Genomic DNA, 16,691 nt, shown 5'->3' with positions numbered 1-16,691 from the left:
CCCGGTGAGAACCGGGACAGCCGCTCGCGAGTTACGAAAGCTGGCCGTCGTAGTCCGGCAGTTTGAAGCCCTTTTCGTAGTCCCCGCCTTCGAGGTCGGTGGACCGGTTGCCGATGTTCGCGGTGATCGTGTAGCCCTGCTGAGTCAGGTCGGCGCGGCAGCGCTGCTTGCCTTCCGCGGTGCCCTCGCCGGATTCGCGGGTGCAGATCGCGTCGATCGGGTAGCCCGCGCCGCTCAGTTGCTTGCGCGCGGAGGAAGAACTGGTCCGCGCCGTCACGAACAGGACGGACACATGGTGCTGGCCCGCCCATTGGGCGACCGCGAGCACCGGCCGGTTCGGCTCGCCGGGGTGGTATTCGGTTTCGAGCGAGGTGTTGTCGATGTCCAGCACGATCGCCAGCCGGGACCCGCCCTGGGCGACCCGGTCGGTCAGCCACGGAATGGCCGGGTCGACGGCTTCGCGGACGTCGGCCTGCCATTGTTCGTAGCTGGGCAGCTCGGACACCGCGGCCGAAGCGGTGGCCGGGGCGGCGATCAGCCCGGCGGCGGCGAGAATCGCGGCGCAGGCGCTCTTGACGTTCATCGGCGCGTTTTCTCCTTAGCGTGGCGGAAACTGCCGTCGATCACGTTAATCGCGCCGGGACTTCCGCTGCACCGTCGTTCGTCGGTGAACTTCGCGCTGTCGGAGGGGAATTCTCCGGTTGTTCACCGGAACCCGCGGGCGTGTTTTCCGCCGCGATTCGGGGTGATGATTGTCGACGCGGGTTGACAATCATCACCCCGAATCGCCGTTATCCGGCGATAGTGTCCAATTCGGCCAAGGCGTCCGCGGGCAGTTCCAGGTCGCCCGCGGCGATGTTCTCCCGCAGATGCGCGACCGACGACGTGCCGGGGATCAGCAGGATGTTCGGCGACTGGTGCAGCAGCCAGGCCAGCGCGACCGCCTTCGGGCTGGCGCCGAGCCGGGCGGCGACGTCGTCGAGGGTCGAGGACTGCAGCGGGCTGAACCCGCCGAGCGGCCAGAACGGGACGTAGGAAATCCCTTGGGCGGCAAGGGATTCGATCAGCTTCTCGTCCCCGCGGTGCGCGACGTTGTACCAGTTCTGCACGGTGACCACCGGCGCGATCGACTGCGCCTCGGCCACCTGCTCGGCGTCGACCACGCTCACGCCGAGCTCCTTGATCTTGCCTTCCTGGCGCATTTCGGCGAGCGCGCCGAACGGTTCGGCCAGCGAGCCCGGCACCGGCGAGTGGCCGTCCGCTCCGCCGCCGACGCGCAGGTTCACCACGTCGAGCGCCTCGACGCCGAGGTTCCGCAGGTTCGACTCCACCTGTTCGCGCAACTGCTCGGGAGAACGCTCGTGGATCCAGCCGCCGGAGTCGTCGCGCACCGCGCCGACCTTGGTGACGATCTGCAGTCCGTCGTACGGCGCGAGCGCTTCGCGGAGCAGTTCGTTCGTCACGTACGGCCCGTAGAAGTCAGCGGTGTCGATGTGGTTCACGCCCAGTTCGACGGCCGTGCGCAGGACGGCGAGCGCCTCGTCGCGGTCGTTCGGCGGCCCGAAGACGCCGGGGCCGGCCAGCTGCATCGCGCCGTATCCCAGGCGGGCGACGGTGCGCCCAGCCAACGTGAACGTCCCGCCGGGGAGGTTGTCGGTCAATGTTCCGCCTTTCCTTCTCGCCGCGCCGGGTGCCGTCGCGGCTGCCGTCCATGGTGCTGCCGGCGGCGCGGCGCGGCCAGTACCCCTCGGTCCTGGGAGTGTCAGGGCCAGGCTCGCGGGACAGGCTCCCGATAATTTGGTATACCATTATTATGGCTTCTCTCACTGTGACCGGCGTGCGCCCGTGGGGCGGCGACCTGGCCGACCTCGTCCTCGACGGCGACCGCGTCTCCGACGTCCGGCCCGCGGGTTCGGCCCCGGTCGAGGGCGAACAGCTCGACGGCGCGGGCCTGCTCGCGCTGCCCGGCTTCGTCAACTCGCACGCGCACGTCGACAAGAGCTGGTGGGGCAAGCCGTGGGTGTCCTACGGCGGCGTCGCGAGCACCGAAGGCCGCATCGCGCACGAGCAGGCCGAGCGGGACAAGCTGGGGATCCCGAGTGTCGAGGTCGCCGAGACGGTGCTGCGCGAATTCCTGCGGCACGGCACCACCGCGGCGCGCAGCCACGTGGACGTCGACCTGGGGCTCGGCCTGCGCGGCATCGAAATCGTGCGGGAGGCCGCGCGGCGGCTGGGCGGCGCGGTGGAGGTCGAGATCGTGGCCTTCCCGCAGGACGGCGTACTGCGCCGGCCCGGCGTGCTCAAACTGCTCGACGAGGCCGCGGCGGCGGGTGCCGGCTGGATCGGCGGCCTCGACCCGGCGGGCATCGACCGCGACCCGGTCGGCCAGCTCGACGGACTGTTCGAGATCGCCGAGCGGCGCGGTGTCGGCCTCGACATCCACCTGCACGACGGCGGCGAGCTGGGCGCGTTCCAGTACGAGCTGATCGCCGACCGGACCGTGCGCACCGGATTGCAGGGCAAGGTCACCGTTTCGCACGGCTTCGCGCTCGGCGAGGTTCCCCCGGCGCGGCAGGCGGCGTTGCTCGACCGGATCGCCGAGGCGAGCATCTCGCTGGCGACCGTCGCCCCGGTGCGGACGGCCCCGCTGCCGTGGACCGAGTTGTCCGCGCGCGAGGTCCCGGTCGGCCTCGGCACGGACGGAATCCGCGACCTGTGGTCCCCGTACGGCGACGGCGACGTCCTGCGGATCGCGCTCGGCTTCGCCCGGTTGCACGGGTTGCGGAAGGACGAGGATCTGGTGGCGGCGGTGGAGCTGGCGACGCGGCGGGCGGGGTCGTTTGTGGCTCGTGGGCGGCATGATCTGGTGCCGGGTTGTCGGGCGGATGTGGTGTTGGTGGCGGCGGAGAATGTGCCGGATGCGTTGATGCGGGTGCCGGTGCGGTCGTTGGTGGTCGCGGGTGGCCGGGTGGTGGTGCGGGACGGCGAGGTGCTCGTCTGAGGAGTTCGTCCGGTGCGCCAGCCCGCCGCGGATTTTTCCGTGTTCCGCGACGAACTTTTCGCCCCGGCCGGACGATAGCTTCCCGGGATGGACAAGCTCGACGCTCTCCGCAGGCGGCTGGAGCAGGACCTTCCCGCGCTGCTGGAACACCACCGGGTCCCCGCCGCGGTCATCGCGGTGGCGGTCGGCGAGGAGACGGCCACCGCGGCCGCCGGGGTGCTGAACCTCGGCACCGGCGTCCCCGCCACGGTTGATTCGGTATTCCAAATCGGCTCGATCACCAAGGTCTGGACGGCCACCCTCGTCCTGCAGCTCGTGGACGAGGGCCTGGTCGTCCTCGACGCTCCTATCCGGCGCTACCTCCCCGAACTCAAACTGGGCGACGCGGCCATCACCGTGCGCCAGTTGCTCAGCCACACCGCCGGGTTCGAGGGCGACCTCTTCACCGAGACCGGCCCCGGCGACGACGCGGTGGAGAAGTTCGTCGCGACCCTCGACGGCGTCGCCCAGCTCTTCCCGCCCGGAGAGCTGTTCTCCTACAACAACGCTGGCTACGTCGTCCTCGGGCGGCTGGTGGAAGTCTTGCGCGGCAAGCATTACGAGGACTGCCTGCGCGAATACCTCGCCGCCCCGCTCAAACTCCAGGAGTTCTCCCCGAACGCGCTCGACGCGATCCGCTTCCGCGCCGCGATCGGGCACCTCGAACCCGAACCCGGCGCCGACCTCGTGCCCGCGCCGTTCTGGTCGATGCTGCGGTCCAACGGCCCCGCCGGGTCGTCGCTCGCGATGTCCGCGGCGGATCTGCTCGCCTTCGCCCGCATGCACCTCGCGGGCGGTGCCGAAGTGTTGAGCGCGAAGAGCGCCGCGGCGATGCTGCAGCGGCAGGTCAGCCTCCCGCCGCTCGGCATCATGGGCGACGCGTGGGGGCTCGGCTGGGAGCTGTTCGACACCCCGGGCGGGCAGGTCTACGGCCACGACGGCAACACCATCGGCCAGGCGGCGTTCCTTCGGCTGGTGCCCGAAAGCGACCTCGTGGTGGCGTTGCTGACCAACGGCGGCGACGCGATGAGGCTTTACGAGGACCTGGTTCCCGCACTGCTCAAGGAATTCGGGGGCGTCGAGGTGTCGCTGCCGCCGCGTCCGCCGTCCGAGCCGGAAGCGTTCGCCGCGGACCGGTATCTCGGCACCTACGCCAGCGCGGTCGCCGATCTCGTGGTCTCCCAGGACGACGACGGCCGGGTCTGGCTGGAGCAATGTCCTAAAGGGACAGCCGCGGAATTGAGCGCTGCCAGCAAATCCGAACTGGTCCTTCTCGAAGGCGACACGCTGATCCTTCGCGAGGCGCAAGGCGGGATCCATCTGCCCCTGGTCTTCCTCGGCGACGACGGCTCCGGCCGTGCGCGATACGTCCATTCGGGGAGGGCTACCCGGCGCGCCGAGTGACCGGACGGCTTTGCCCGAACTGAACGATCCGGCCGCCGTCCCCGGGTAAGGTTTTACCTCGTGGCCGCTGATCTGGGGTGGAATACGGGGCAGACGCGGATCCGCGCTGCCGACGGCCGCCTCCTCGGCGCGGGCGTGCTGATCGGCGGCCGCTATGTCCTGACCTGCTCCCGGGCGGCGCGCGGCGAAACCGCTTTCCGGGTCGAATCGGCGGGGCTCGCGGCGCTCGCCGGGCTGGTCCCGCCGCTCGCGGGCGAGCGCGGCGACCTGGCGCTGCTCGAACTGGACACTCCGGTGCGCGGCGGCGCCACGCTCCGGCGCAAGGTCGAATCCGGGCGGGAAGTCCGGATCCACAGCCTTCCGCTCCGCCTCGGCTACGGCATCTGGGTGCGCGCCACCACCGGGGTCCCGGACGGCGAACGGGTGCCGCTCACGCTGCTGGAGGGCCGCGTCGACCCGGACCTGTCCGGCTGTCCCGCGTTCGACAGCGCCACCGGGCGGCTGCTCGGCATCGTGGTGGTCGACCACGGGGTGCGGCTGGTCCCGGCGGACACCGTGCTGGCGTACTTCCCGCAGCTGCGCGAATGGGTGACCGACGATTCGGTGATCGAGGACCGCCTCGACGAACTCCTCGTCCGCACCGGCAGCCTGCCGCTGCCGGACACCGGGGACCTGCGGGTCCCGCTGCCGAAAGCGACTCCGCCGGATCCGTTCGACGCAGTCCTGTCCGACGCGGCACTGCCGGAACGGCACCGGTTTTGCGCGGAATGCCGCAATCCGGTGGGCCGCGGCAATCCCGGCCGGACGCGCGGCTACTGCGTGCGTTGCGGCACGCCGTTCAACTTCCTGCCGACGCTGGAGCCGGGCACAGTCGTCGCCGGTCGCTACGCGGTCATCGGCTGCATCGCGCACGGCGGGTTCAGCTGGATCTACCTCGCCCGCGACGAGGTCGAAGACGGCCGGTTCGTGGTGCTCAAAGGCTTGATCGGCGAACGGGACCGCGACGGCGCGCTGGCCGCCGCGCAATCCGCCGTCGTCCCGCAACTGCTGGGCCTGCACCATCCGAACGTCGTCCGCACCCTCGCCCACGTCGAAGACCCGGACCCGGACACCGGCAGGCCCATCGGATACCTGGTGATGGAATACGTGCGCGGGATTTCGCTGCGGACGGTGCTCCAGCGCGCGAAGCGGCTGCGTCCGGAACACGTCGCCGCGTATGGGCTGCAACTGCTGGAGGCGGTCGGGTATCTGCACCAGCGAGGGTTGCTGTACGTCGATCTGAAACCGGACAACGTGCTGCAGGACGGTGATCGGATCACGCTCGTCGACCTCGGCTCGGTGCGGCGTAAGGACGATCGGGACAACGCGATCGTCGGCACCCCGGGCTATCAGCCGCCGCCGTCCGAGCTGGACCGGGAAGGTCTCAGCGTCCGCTCGGACCTCTATTCGGTCGGCCGCACCCTGGCGGAGTTGCTCCGTGCCTGTTCCGGGTCCGGGGGCGGTCTTGGCCGGGAAATGCTGGGGAGCCTCATCGACCGGGCGACCGCGGCCCACGCCGAGCGGTTCGCCACCGCCGAGGACATGGCCGACCAGCTTCGCGGGGTGCTGCGTCAATTGCTCAGCCAGCGCACCCGGGTGCCGCATCCGGCTGAATCCCGGGAGTTCGGCGGACCTCGTGGACTCGCCGCGGCCGGGCTCGGCGTGCCGGAGTGGAGCGCTTGGGCGGCCGAACCCCCGCTGCGGGCGGACGAAATGCCGCAGCACCGCGACGTGGCGGCGGCCTTGCCGTCCGTGCTTCCCTCCGCTGGCGAAGAACTCTCGTGGGTTTGGCGCAGTGCTGTCCTGGCGCTGGAGAGCGGAAGAACCGATGAGGCGGAAACCCAGTTCCGGGAATGCGCGTGGTTGATGCCGGGCGAGCTGGCACCGTTGCTGGCGTTGGGTTTCTGCGCGGAACTGCGCGGCCTGACCTGGAACGCGGCGCAGTACTACAAAGCGGTGTGGGTGCGCGACCGGGACGTGGCGGCGGCGGCCTTCGGGCTCGCCCGGACCAGGCTCGCGCACGGCGATCGGGTGGGCGCGGCCGCGGTTTTGGACGAGGTGCCCGCGACCGGGCGGGAATCCGGTGCCGCTGCCCGGGCGGGGGCGGTGCGGGCGCTCGCCGCGGTCGGCTCGGAACTGCCCAGCGTGGACGAAGCCGCCGCCGCCTGGTCCCGGCTCGGCGAACTCGACCTGGACGAGGACGAGCAGGACCGGCTGACCGCAGTGGCCGGGGAAACGCTGCTGAGGCTGGCGGCGGAACGTCCTGGGGCAGCCAGCCGGTTTCCTGATCTGCACCAGGTGAAGCACGACCTCGCGCAGATCTACTGGGAGCAGGCGAATCGGGCGTGGTCGATGCTGCGGGAGCACGCGAGCCGGGTGCGCGGTGCCGAGCTGCCGGGTCCGGTCTCGGCCGCGCAACCGAAAGTCGTGGGGCACCACCGCGAGTACCTGTCGCCGAACACTTCCCGCACTACCGTGGCAATCGCCGTCACGGCTGGCGCCGAGGGCGGTTCGAGGCGGCTGTTCGTGCGAGAGGCACCGGGTTGCGTGCTGTACCGCATCAGCCAGCTGACCCCGAGGGAACGGGATCTGCCGCTGCCGTTGCCGCGCGGCGCTGAATCGGTGCTCGACATCGGGGAATGGGCGCCGGGGGAAACCCGGACTTACGTGTTGAGCCTGCTTGTGCCGTCGGGAAGGGAACACGAGCAGGAGACTCACTTGATCGCGGTGTGGGCGCAGCAGGGAGCCGCGCGTTCGGAAGCGGAGACCGTCTACGTGCGGCTGACCGACGCTGCGGCCGAGCTGGCCCGCTCGCCGATCGGGCATCGGGGACTCGCGGAGGCGGTCGACGCCGCGGTTTTCGCTTACCGCGACAGAAATCTGGATGCCGCGCTGGAGGCTCTGGGCTTGGCGGTGGCGTTGGCGACCGGGCAGGGGAACGAGGCCGTGCTGGGCCGGCTGCGGTTGCTGGTGGACATCGTGGACGCGGAGAGCGGGCTCGTGAGTTTTCGCGGGCCGCTGGCTGGGGAGGACTTTCTTTCGGAGCGGATTTCGGTCCCGGACCGGACCCGGGAGCCGGTCGCCGCTGATCCGGCGGTGCCCGCCGAGGAGGACTACGACGTCGAGGTGCTGGATTCAGTGCGGCACGAGACGGCTGCTTCGGGTGCGGTGCTCAGCGCTCGGGTGGATTCGCGCCGGGCCGACTCCCGGCGCGTGGACTCCCGGCGCGTGGACTCCCGCCGGGTGGATTCCCGCCGGGTCGATCCGCGGCCCGGTACCCGGCGTACCGGCAGGGTCGGTTATCCCGTGCGGCCCGATCAGCTGGATCCCGGGCCGGATCCGTTCGACTCCCAGCGCGTCGTCTGGGCGGGAGTGCGGGCGATCGGCGAGAGACCGCCGGACGACGCCCCGCAGCCGGTTCCGGGGTTGCTGGCGGCGTCCGTCGAATGCCGGTCCGACGATCCGGTCGTGGTCGGGAAGGCGGTACGGGTCGCGGTTTCGGTGCGGCGCAAGGAACCCGCGGCCGTTCCGGCGGGCGTGGTGCGGGTCCGGGTGCTGCTCGACGCCGCGCCCGGGGTGGCCGAGCCGATGTCGCGGGTCGGCTGGATCACCGGCGACCAGCTGCGCGATCCGGCGGAGTTCGACGTCGTGCCGGTCGCGCCGGGGCCGCTGCGGCTGGTGTTCCGGATCTACCGCGAGCACGACGCCCAGCTGCTCCTGGAAATCGCGGCCGCGCTGCCGGTGGAGGTGCCGTCTTGACCCGTCAGCTGAGTGCCGAGGTGACCGTCGACAACACCGCCGGGCTGAGCCGCGTCGCGGTGCCGCCGTACAACCGGGCGCGGACGGTCAACCTGCGGTTCCTCGAATTCCCTGGCGTGCCAGGGCTTCTCGTGCAGGCCTGGGGAAGCGCGTTCCCCGAGGACGGCGGCGGCGGGTACCAGGGCCGGATCGCGCACAGCCTCGGCGAGCTGAACTCCCGGATCGACATCCTCCGCGAAACGTGGCAACGGCACATCGTGGACCTCGCCGAGCGGACCGAGCGCGGGCCGCGCCGGCATCCGTTCGCCGACGGCTGGGACCTTTCGGAGCGGCCGGAACTGTTGCGCCACGCCGGTTTCGCGCTCGCCGACGCCGGCTACCTGATGTACCGGCTGCTGTTCGCCGGTCCGGACCGGGGACTGCAGCGGATCCGCTCGCTGCTGGAACTGGCGCTCGCCGAGGGCGAGAACGTGCTCAGCATCGAATCGGACAGCCTGATCGTGCCGTGGGGCATGCTCTACACCTCGCCGCGGCGGCCGGACGAGTACCCGGACGACGAAAACTGGCCGCTCGCCGGGTTTTGGGGCTACCGGCACGTCGTGGAGCACACGTTCTCGCGGGTCGACGACTTCGACGCGCGGATCACCGTGGACGGCGGCAAACCGGTCGTCGGGCTTAATGTCGACCACGGGGTGGACCGCCAATTCCCGGACACGCCCTACATCGCGCCAGTAGTCGATTTCTTCCACGGCCGGGCGGAAGTGGTGCTGCGGCCGGACAAGAAAACGCTGGCCGCGCACTTCCGAAGCCGCGATTTCGCCGACCACGTCACGTATTTCGGCTGCCACGGCAAGGTGAGCGGTTCTGGCGGCCTGGTCGAGCAGCCGTACCTGAAGCTCGGTGACGGCGAACGGATCTACGGGACCGACCTGATCGCGTGGCTGGCGGAAGCGCCGCTGCCGACGCGGCCGTTCGTGTACGTCGGGGCATGTCAGGGCGGACAGGTGACGTCGGCGTTCTACTCGGCTTTCGGCAAAGCCTTGCTGGGCAACGGCGGACGCTGCTTGATCGGCCCGCAGATCGACCTGCCGCCCGCGTTCGCGCGCGAGTACTCGCAGCGGTTGTTCACCGAATTCATCGATTCGGGCGCGAAACTGGGCGACATCGTGCGTTCGCTGGCCCGTGCGTTCGCCGACGACCACCACAATCCGCTCGGGCTGATGTTTTCGCTGTACCGCGGGATCGACGTGCATCTGTGGCAGGAAGGGCGACCGTGACCGAACCGGTGATCCTGGACCTCGACGAGCACGGCGATTTCGTGGACCCGGAAACCGGAAAGCCGGTGCCCGTCGAGGCGACGCCGCGGTTTCTGGTCCGGTGGCTGGAAGTTCCGTCGACGGCGACCGACATCGTCGTGTTCGTGCACGGCTGGCAGAACAACCGGGAAACCGCGGACCGGCGGGCCCGGCAGTTCTTCGGGCTGCTGGAAGAGCGGTATGCGGCGGGGTCTTACGAAGGACTCGGTGCCTGGCAAGGGTTTTACGTCATGGTGCGCTGGCCGTCGATGAGCAATCCGTTCCTGACCGGGTACCGGCGGATCCGCGACCGGGCACACAAGATGACCACCGACGGCCGGGCCGCGGCGGCGCTCGGCCAGCTGCTCGGGTATCTGAACGCGGAACGCCAACTGCCGGGCAGCGCGCCGAGTTTGCGGACCGTCACCGGCCAGTACCTGCATTGCGTCGGCCATTCCTTCGGCGGCCGGTTCGTGGTGGAAGCGGTGCAGGCCGCGGCCGGGGACGGTCCGCCGGTCCTCGGCTGGGATCGCGCCGACCCGCGTTATCCCTACACTGTGGACACCTTGCTGGCGTTTCAGATGGCCGCCCGGCCGGATATCTTCACCGGCCGCTTCGCCCCGGTGCTGCGCGACGCCCCGATCAACGGGCCGATCGTGGCGACCCGTTCCCGCTTCGACCGGGCCACCGGTTTGTGGCACCGGCTGGCGGAGGGCGTGCGGGGGATCGGGAACGTCGGCGTGAAAACACCGGACGACGAGATCGCGAACACCGTGCTGCACAAGGTGGACGCGGAGTATTCACGGTCCGAAATGGACCGAAGGATCGTCAATGTCGAGTCGGGCTGGCGGTTCCGGCGCGGGCGGTGGTGGAATCCAGCCGGGGCGCATTCGGACATCTGGTACCCGGAGTCGGCGCATCTGCTGCTGTCGCTGGCGGAACTGGCCCGCTGAACGGGGCTCGGCAGTCCACATCGGACTGCCGAGCCCCGAAGGCGTTCAGTAACCGTAGTGCAGCCAAACAGCCTTCGTCTCGGTGTAGGCGTCGAGTGCCCACGGACCCATCTCGCGGCCCCAGCCCGACGCCTTGTACCCGCCCCACGGCGCGGCCATGTCCGGGATCGGCGGCATGTTCACGAACACCGCACCCGCCCGGATCCCGTCCGCATAACGTTGCGCCGTGCGAATATCGCGGGTCCACACGGTCGCGGCGAGGCCGTACTGCGTGTCGTTCGCGCGGGCGACCAGTTCGTCCGGGTCGTCGTACGGCGTCACCGCCAGCACCGGGCCGAAGATCTCCTCGCGCATGATCGTCATGCTGTCGGTGACGCCCGCGAACAGCGTCGGTTCGTAGAAGTAGCCGTCGCGGTCGACTTCCGAGCCGCCGGTGATCAGGTCCGCGCCTTCGGAACGGCCGGTCGCCACCAGGTTCGCCACGTGCCTGCGGTGCTTGTCCGACACGAGCGGGCCGACCTGCGTCGTTTCCTCCAGGCCGGGACCGACCCGCAGCCCGGCGAGTCCGGCGGCCATTTTCTCGACGAACTCCTGCTCGCGCTTGCGGTCGACGTAGAACCGCGTGTACGCCGCGCAGACCTGCCCGGTGTTCAGCGTCGCGCCGGCGAGGTTGCCCGCGACGGCGGCGTCCAGGTCGGCGTCCGCGGCGATGATGCTCGGGGCCTTGCCGCCGAGTTCGAGCGTCAGCCGCTTGAGGTTGGATTCCGCGCTCGCCGCGGTGATCAGCTTCCCGACCGCGGTGGAACCGGTGTAGGAGACGTGGTCGACGTCGTGGTGCGCGCTCAGCATCGCGCCCACCGGGCCGTCGCCGGTGACCAGGTTGACGACGCCCGCTGGGATACCAGCCTGTTCGGCCAGCTGTACCAGCCGGATGCTCGTCAGCGGCGTCACCTCGCTCGGCTTGATCACCACGGTGTTGCCGGTGGCGAGCGCCGGCGCGAGCTTCCACACCAGGATCATCAGCGGGAAGTTCCACGGCGTGATCAGCGCGTTCACGCCGACCGGCTCGCGGCGCGTGTAGTGCAGGGTGTCCGGGAACGAAACCGGGTTCGTGGTGCCCTGGATTTTCGTGACCCAGCCGGCGAAATAGCGCAGGTGCTCGGCCGCGCCGGTCACGCTCACCTGCCGGGAGACGCCGATCGGCTGGCCCTGGTCGCGGGTTTCCAGCGCGGCGAGTTCCTCGTGGTGCTGCTCGACGAGGTCAGCGAGGCGGAACAGCAGTTTCGCGCGCCGCACCGGCGCGAGCCCGGCCCACTCCGGCGAGGCCAGCGCGCGGCGCGCGGCGGCGACCGCGGCGTCGACGTCGGCCTGGGTCGCCGTCCCGACGTCTTCGAGAACCGTGCCGGTGGCCGGATCGCGGGTCGGGATGGGCTCCCCGCCGGCCTCGGTCCACTGACCGTCGATGAACAGGCGTGTCGCCATGGTGCTCCCTAGTCCCGATCTTCTGGTCGCTCCCGAGTATCGGCGCGCGGCGGGCGGCCGGTCTTGTCCGCGAGGGCACGCCCGTTGTCGGCGAGTGAAGACAATGCCGGGCGGGGCCGGGGGACCGGTCAGGATCAGGACATGGACGTGATCGTGGTGGGTGCGGGCTCGGCGGGCTCGGTGGTGTGCCGGCGGCTGGTCGACGCGGGCGCGAAGGTGACGTTGCTGGAAGCGGGCGGGCCGGACACGAACGCGGCGATCCACGACCCGTCGCGCGCGGCGGAACTGTGGCACGGGGCCGAGGACTGGGACTACTACACGGTGCCGCAGCCGCACGCCGGAAACCGCAGGCTGCACCTGCCGCGCGGCAAGGTGCTCGGCGGTTCGCACTCGCTGAACGCGATGATCTGGGTCCGCGGCGCGGCGGCGGACTACGACGGCTGGGAACTGCCCGGCTGGACCTGGGACGACGTGCGCCCGGTGTACGAGCGGATCGAGCGCGACCTCCTCGACCTGGAACAGCACGATCCGCTGCAGCCGATCCAGCGGTCTATTGTGGACGCGGCGCAAGAGATCGGGTTGCCGTTCAACGACAATTACAACAGCGGCGTCCTCGACGGCATCTCCGTGCAGCAGGTCACCATGGCCGGCGGACGGCGGCGCAACACCTGGCTCTGCTACTCCGAACCGGTCGCCGACCAGATGACCGTGCGCACCGGAGCGCTGGTGCATCGCGTGCTTTTCGAGGGCGACCGCTGCATCGGCGTCCTGGCGGAGATCGGCGGCGAACTGGAGCCGCTGTTCGCCGACCAGGTCGTGCTCGCCGCCGGCGCGCTGGCGTCCCCGGCGATCCTGCTGCGCAGCGGGATCGGCCCGGCCGACGACGTCGCCGCGCTGGGCCTGGACGTCGTCGCGGACCTGCCGGGCGTCGGCGAGAACCTGCACGACCACCTCCTGTCGCCGGTCATTTTCGCTACCGACCGGCGCGAGGTAGCGCCGCCGCAGACCGGCCTTTCGGTGACGCAGACGCATCTGTTCTGGCGCAGCCGCCCGGGCCTGGAGGTGCCGGACACCCAGCCGATCCACTTCAGCGTGCCGATGTACGAGCCGTGGATGACCGGGCCCGCCACCGGGTTTTCCCTGATGGCGGGCATGATCACACCGCAGAGCCGGGGAACGCTGCGGTTGCGCAGCGCGGATCCGACCGAGACGCCGCTGATCGACCTCGCCGCACTCGTGCACCCGGCGGATTTCGAGAGCCTGGTCGCGTCGGTGGAGCAGTGCCGGTTGATCGGCCAGGCCCCGGCGTTGGCCGAGGAATGGGGCGCGCGGGAGCTGTACCCGGGACCGGCGGACGTCCGGGAATACGTCCGGCGCACGGCGATCACCTATCACCACCAGGTGGGCACCTGCCGGATGGGGACCGACGAACTGGCGGTGACGGATCCGACGCTCGCGGTGCGCGGGGTGTCCGGGCTGCGGGTCGCGGACGCTTCGGTGCTGCCGAGGGTGATCAGCGGGAACACGAACGCGCCCGCGGTCCTGATGGGGGAGCGGGCGGCGGAATTCCTTCTGGCGTAAATCGCGCGCAGGTGTCAGTAGGCTCGTCGGATGGATCTGCTCACCGCCGACTACCCGGCGCTCGCCGCTTTGGCCGCCGACCCGCCTTCGGGACCGGCCGCGCTCGCCGCACGCGTCGCCGAGCAGTACCCGGAGGCGGACGAGGAACAGCGTCGGCGGCTCCGTTACTTGCTCGACCTTCTCGGGACGGACGGCGATCCGGTCCTGCTCGATCTGCTTGCCCGGCTCCGCACGGCCGGGCTGCTCGAGTCGGCGGTGCGCCGGGGCCTGCCGGTGCCCGGGCCCGTGCTGGATCAGCTGGTCAAGGAACTGGGATATCAGCGGCCCGTCATTGACGCGGCAGGAGTGTCCGGGGACCGCCGGCGGGCGAAGGCGCTCGGTGTGCTGCTGAACGACGAGGACCTGTGCGGCCGGGCGGCGCTCGCACTGGCCCGCCTCGGCGCCCGCGAATGGACGGTGCAGATCGCCCGGCGGCTTTTCGCGTCCGCCGGGCTCAAGCACATCTTCTTGACGGTCGCGCTGGAGGAAATGGGCGATCCGGCCGCGGTCCCGGTGCTGCTCGACTGGCTGGCGAACGGTCCGGAACAGTCTGCCTGGAACGTCCACCACGCGCTGGTCCGGCTCACCGGACGCTCCCCGCTGCTCCCTTCGCCCGACGACATCCGCCGGGTCTGGGCGGGGCTCGACCTCACCGCCGGGCCAGTCCCCCAGGTGCGGGACGTCGCCGTCGATTCTCCTTCCGCGCTGCGGTTTTCCGTGGATGAAGGCCGGGCTCGGGTGCGCGTCGAGTTCGACCCGTCGTTGCCGGGATCGATGTGGCCGCGCTGGGATCAGACGCTGTACGTGGGGGATCAGGCGCGATTCGGCGTCGGCTCCGGGTGCGAGACCTGCGAAACAACGCTGCACCTGCTCGGTTTCGGTCCTGCCGAAGCGTTCGCCGGTGCCGCCCAGGTACGGGAAGTCCTTGCTGAGCCGCGAGAACTCACCACCGCGACCGTGCGCGCGCTGGAACCGCTGCTCCAGGAATTGGAGACGGGGCACTACCGGATGCTCTTCGCCGATCTTCCGCTGGAACGCGTGCGGGCGGCGGAACAGTCGTGGTGGTGGCTGCGCAGAACCGAGACGCGCAGTGCGTGGGAGGGGGAACCGACCTGGCCGGGTATCGAGCATTTCCAAGTCCCGCAGGCGATTCCCGGCGAGATGCCGGCGTACGGCAGCGTGGTTCCGTCGCAACCGCTGGACGCGCTGGACCCGGCGACAGTCGACCGGTACGCGGAAGCCATCGCCCGCGGCGAGCGTCCGGCGGCGTTGCTGCTGGCGTGGGCGGAGGACAGGTACATCAGCGCTCAGTGGCCGGAACGGTTCGTGCTGGGTGTTGTCCTAGATGGACACCACCGCCTGGCCGCCTACGCCGCGGCAGGCGTACCCGCGCGCCTGGTATTGCTGGTGCCAGGGGAGAGCGGCGAGACGGTGGAGGACTTCGTGCGGGTTTGTCCCGGTTAGAACCGGGACAAACCCGCACGAGCCCTAGTCCCGCGCGAAGACCCGCTTGCCGCCGAACCACGTCTCCCGCACCCTGATCCCGGCCAGCTCATCCGCCGGGGTCTTGAACGGATCCTGGTCCAGGACCACGAAATCCGCCGACTTCCCCGGCGTCAGCGACCCCGTCACGTCGTCCAGGCCGCACGCCCGGGCCGAGTTCAGCGTGAACACCTGGATCGCTTCGGCGAGCGTGATCGCCTGCTCCGGCCACAGGCTCCCCGGGTGCTTGCCGTACGGGTCCTGCCGGGTGATCAGCCCCTCGATGCCTTCCCAGGCATTCGGGGATTCGCTCACCGGCCAGTCCGAACCGCCGGCGACCAGCGCGCCGGTGTCCAGCAAGGTGCGGTTCGGTTGCATCCGCGCCGCGCGTTCGGCGGGAATCACCTGCGCGATGGCGTCCGGGATCACGCCGGGAACCCACAGGAACGGGGAGATGTCCGCCGAGACGTTGAGCGTCGCGAACCGTTCCAAATCGTCCGGGTGGATGAACTGTCCGTGCGCCACTTGGATTTTCGTCGTGTAGTCGCCACGGGCGCGCAGGGTGCCAGCAGCGTCCAAAGTGGCCCGGACGGCCGCGTCGCCCGCACAGTGGATCTTCGCCGACAACCCAGCTGAGACTGCGACGTCCAGCCAGTCCGCGAGTTCCTCCGGCGGCATCGTGGTGTCGCCGCAGAAGCACTCGTGGTGCAGGTACGGCTCCAGGAACGCAGCGGTGTGCGCGGGCGGGGTGCCGTCGAGGAAGATCTTCACGAAGTCCGGCCGATGGTGCTCGCTGCGGTACTGCGCGGCACGGTCGAGCAGCGGTTTGCCGATCGGGTCCGCGCCGAAGATCGGGTCGTTGACCAGCATCGACGACACTACCCACGCCGCCAGTTCCCCGGCGTCATCAAGGGTTTTCAGCGCGGCGAGGATGTCGATGGTGGCACCGGCGTCCTGAAACGCCGTAATCCCGTACGAGTGCAGGATTTCGATCGCCCGCCGCGACGCTTCGGCGTGCTGCTCGGCGGTGAGCGTGCGCGTGTCCCGCATCGCCCGCTCGACCGCCAAGCCCGCGGTCTCGATCAGCAAACCGGTTGGCGCGCCGCTCGTCAGGTCGCGGTGGATCGTTCCGCCCGCCGGGTCCGGGGTGGCTTCGGTGATCCCGGCCAGCTCCAGCGCCCGGCTGCTCGCCCACCGGTTGTGCCTGCTGTCCTCGATGAGCACGACCGGACGCCCGCCCGCCGCCTCGTCCAGCGCCCGCCGCACCGAATCGTGGCCGAGCTCGGAGGCCAAGGTGGACGGCCAGGCACCGCCGACCACCCATTCGTCCGGACCGAGCCCCGCCGCCCATTCCCTGACCGCGGCGAGGATTTCGTCGAGACTCGAGCCGCTTTTCAAGCGCAGCTCGAACAATTCCCGTCCAGCGAGCGCGTGATGGCTGTGCACGTCCACGAAACCCGGCAGCACGAACGCACCGCCGAGATCGAGGACCTCGGTGTCCGGACCGGCTTCCGCGGCCGTCAACCGGCCGTTCTCCACCGCGAGCGAAGTCGCCCATGGCCGGTCTTCGTCCACTGTGTACACAGTGGCGTTGGTGAGGAGAAGTTCAGGCGCCAC

At 70.3% G+C, this 16,691-nt stretch carries 11 protein-coding genes; 7 read left to right on the top strand and 4 right to left on the bottom strand.

From position 1 onward, the window contains the following. Positions 1-31: 31 nt before the first annotated feature. Positions 32-583, bottom strand: coding sequence for an HAD family acid phosphatase (locus tag ACZ7SW_RS10875; RefSeq protein WP_470230208.1), 552 nt, complete (start codon positions 581-583; stop codon positions 32-34). A 208-nt stretch (positions 584-791) separates the two neighbouring features. Next, complete coding sequence (locus tag ACZ7SW_RS10870; RefSeq protein WP_470230207.1) at positions 792-1,661, bottom strand: oxidoreductase; 870 nt, start codon at positions 1,659-1,661, stop codon at positions 792-794. A 152-nt stretch (positions 1,662-1,813) separates the two neighbouring features. Between ACZ7SW_RS10870 and ACZ7SW_RS10865 the strand changes: the two genes are divergently transcribed. The 5 genes from ACZ7SW_RS10865 (at position 1,814) to ACZ7SW_RS10845 (ending at position 10,490) form a co-directional block, all read left to right on the top strand. After that, complete coding sequence (locus ACZ7SW_RS10865) at positions 1,814-3,001, top strand: amidohydrolase (RefSeq protein WP_470230206.1); 1,188 nt, start codon at positions 1,814-1,816, stop codon at positions 2,999-3,001. Between the two features lie 87 nt (positions 3,002-3,088). Next, positions 3,089-4,444 carry a serine hydrolase domain-containing protein gene (locus tag ACZ7SW_RS10860; RefSeq protein WP_470230205.1) on the top strand — a complete coding sequence of 452 codons (1,356 nt, stop codon included), beginning with the start codon at positions 3,089-3,091 and terminating at the stop codon, positions 4,442-4,444. 60 nt (positions 4,445-4,504) lie between these two features. After that, on the top strand, positions 4,505-8,242 hold the full coding sequence (locus ACZ7SW_RS10855; RefSeq protein ID WP_470230204.1) for a protein kinase domain-containing protein: 3,738 nt from the start codon (positions 4,505-4,507) through the stop codon (positions 8,240-8,242). Then, positions 8,239-9,519, top strand: coding sequence for a hypothetical protein (locus tag ACZ7SW_RS10850; protein ID WP_470230203.1), 1,281 nt, complete (start codon positions 8,239-8,241; stop codon positions 9,517-9,519). Before ACZ7SW_RS10855 ends, ACZ7SW_RS10850 begins: the two co-directional genes overlap by 4 nt. Then, positions 9,516-10,490 carry a hypothetical protein gene (locus ACZ7SW_RS10845; RefSeq protein WP_470230202.1) on the top strand — a complete coding sequence of 325 codons (975 nt, stop codon included), beginning with the start codon at positions 9,516-9,518 and terminating at the stop codon, positions 10,488-10,490. The genes ACZ7SW_RS10850 and ACZ7SW_RS10845 overlap by 4 nt, the downstream gene beginning before the upstream one ends. A gap of 45 nt (positions 10,491-10,535) precedes the next feature. On the opposite strand, the gene ACZ7SW_RS10840 is transcribed toward ACZ7SW_RS10845, so the two are convergent. Continuing rightward, positions 10,536-11,972, bottom strand: coding sequence for an aldehyde dehydrogenase family protein (locus ACZ7SW_RS10840; protein ID WP_470230201.1), 1,437 nt, complete (start codon positions 11,970-11,972; stop codon positions 10,536-10,538). Between the two features lie 141 nt (positions 11,973-12,113). Here ACZ7SW_RS10840 and ACZ7SW_RS10835 point away from each other — a divergent pair, with 141 nt between their 5' ends. Then, positions 12,114-13,553 carry a GMC family oxidoreductase gene (locus ACZ7SW_RS10835; RefSeq protein WP_470230200.1) on the top strand — a complete coding sequence of 480 codons (1,440 nt, stop codon included), beginning with the start codon at positions 12,114-12,116 and terminating at the stop codon, positions 13,551-13,553. Between the two features lie 30 nt (positions 13,554-13,583). Next, positions 13,584-15,056 (top strand): hypothetical protein, encoded by a 1,473-nt coding sequence (locus ACZ7SW_RS10830; protein ID WP_470230199.1) that lies wholly within the window; start codon positions 13,584-13,586, stop codon positions 15,054-15,056. Positions 15,057-15,080: 24 nt separating this feature from the next. Here the strand turns inward: ACZ7SW_RS10830 and ACZ7SW_RS10825 are convergent, their stop codons facing one another. Further along, entirely contained in the window at positions 15,081-16,691 is a 1,611-nt protein-coding gene (locus ACZ7SW_RS10825; protein ID WP_470230198.1) for an amidohydrolase, read from the bottom strand.

The sequence above is a fragment of the Amycolatopsis sp. NPDC114484 genome (assembly GCF_055633755.1).
Note: the sequence above shows the minus strand (reverse complement) of the source record. Positions and strands in the feature narration are given on the sequence as shown.

What these genes read in the sequence shown, in the direction of transcription:
- ACZ7SW_RS10830 (WP_470230199.1), top strand. Translation starts at nt 13,584, where the DNA reads ATGGATCTGCTCACCGCCGACTACCCGGCGCTCGCCGCTTTGGCCGCC.
- ACZ7SW_RS10840 (WP_470230201.1), bottom strand. Translation starts at nt 11,972, where the DNA reads ATGGCGACACGCCTGTTCATCGACGGTCAGTGGACCGAGGCCGGCGGG.
- ACZ7SW_RS10875 (WP_470230208.1), bottom strand. Translation starts at nt 583, where the DNA reads ATGAACGTCAAGAGCGCCTGCGCCGCGATTCTCGCCGCCGCCGGGCTG.
- ACZ7SW_RS10865 (WP_470230206.1), top strand. Translation starts at nt 1,814, where the DNA reads ATGGCTTCTCTCACTGTGACCGGCGTGCGCCCGTGGGGCGGCGACCTG.
- ACZ7SW_RS10860 (WP_470230205.1), top strand. Translation starts at nt 3,089, where the DNA reads ATGGACAAGCTCGACGCTCTCCGCAGGCGGCTGGAGCAGGACCTTCCC.
- ACZ7SW_RS10835 (WP_470230200.1), top strand. Translation starts at nt 12,114, where the DNA reads ATGGACGTGATCGTGGTGGGTGCGGGCTCGGCGGGCTCGGTGGTGTGC.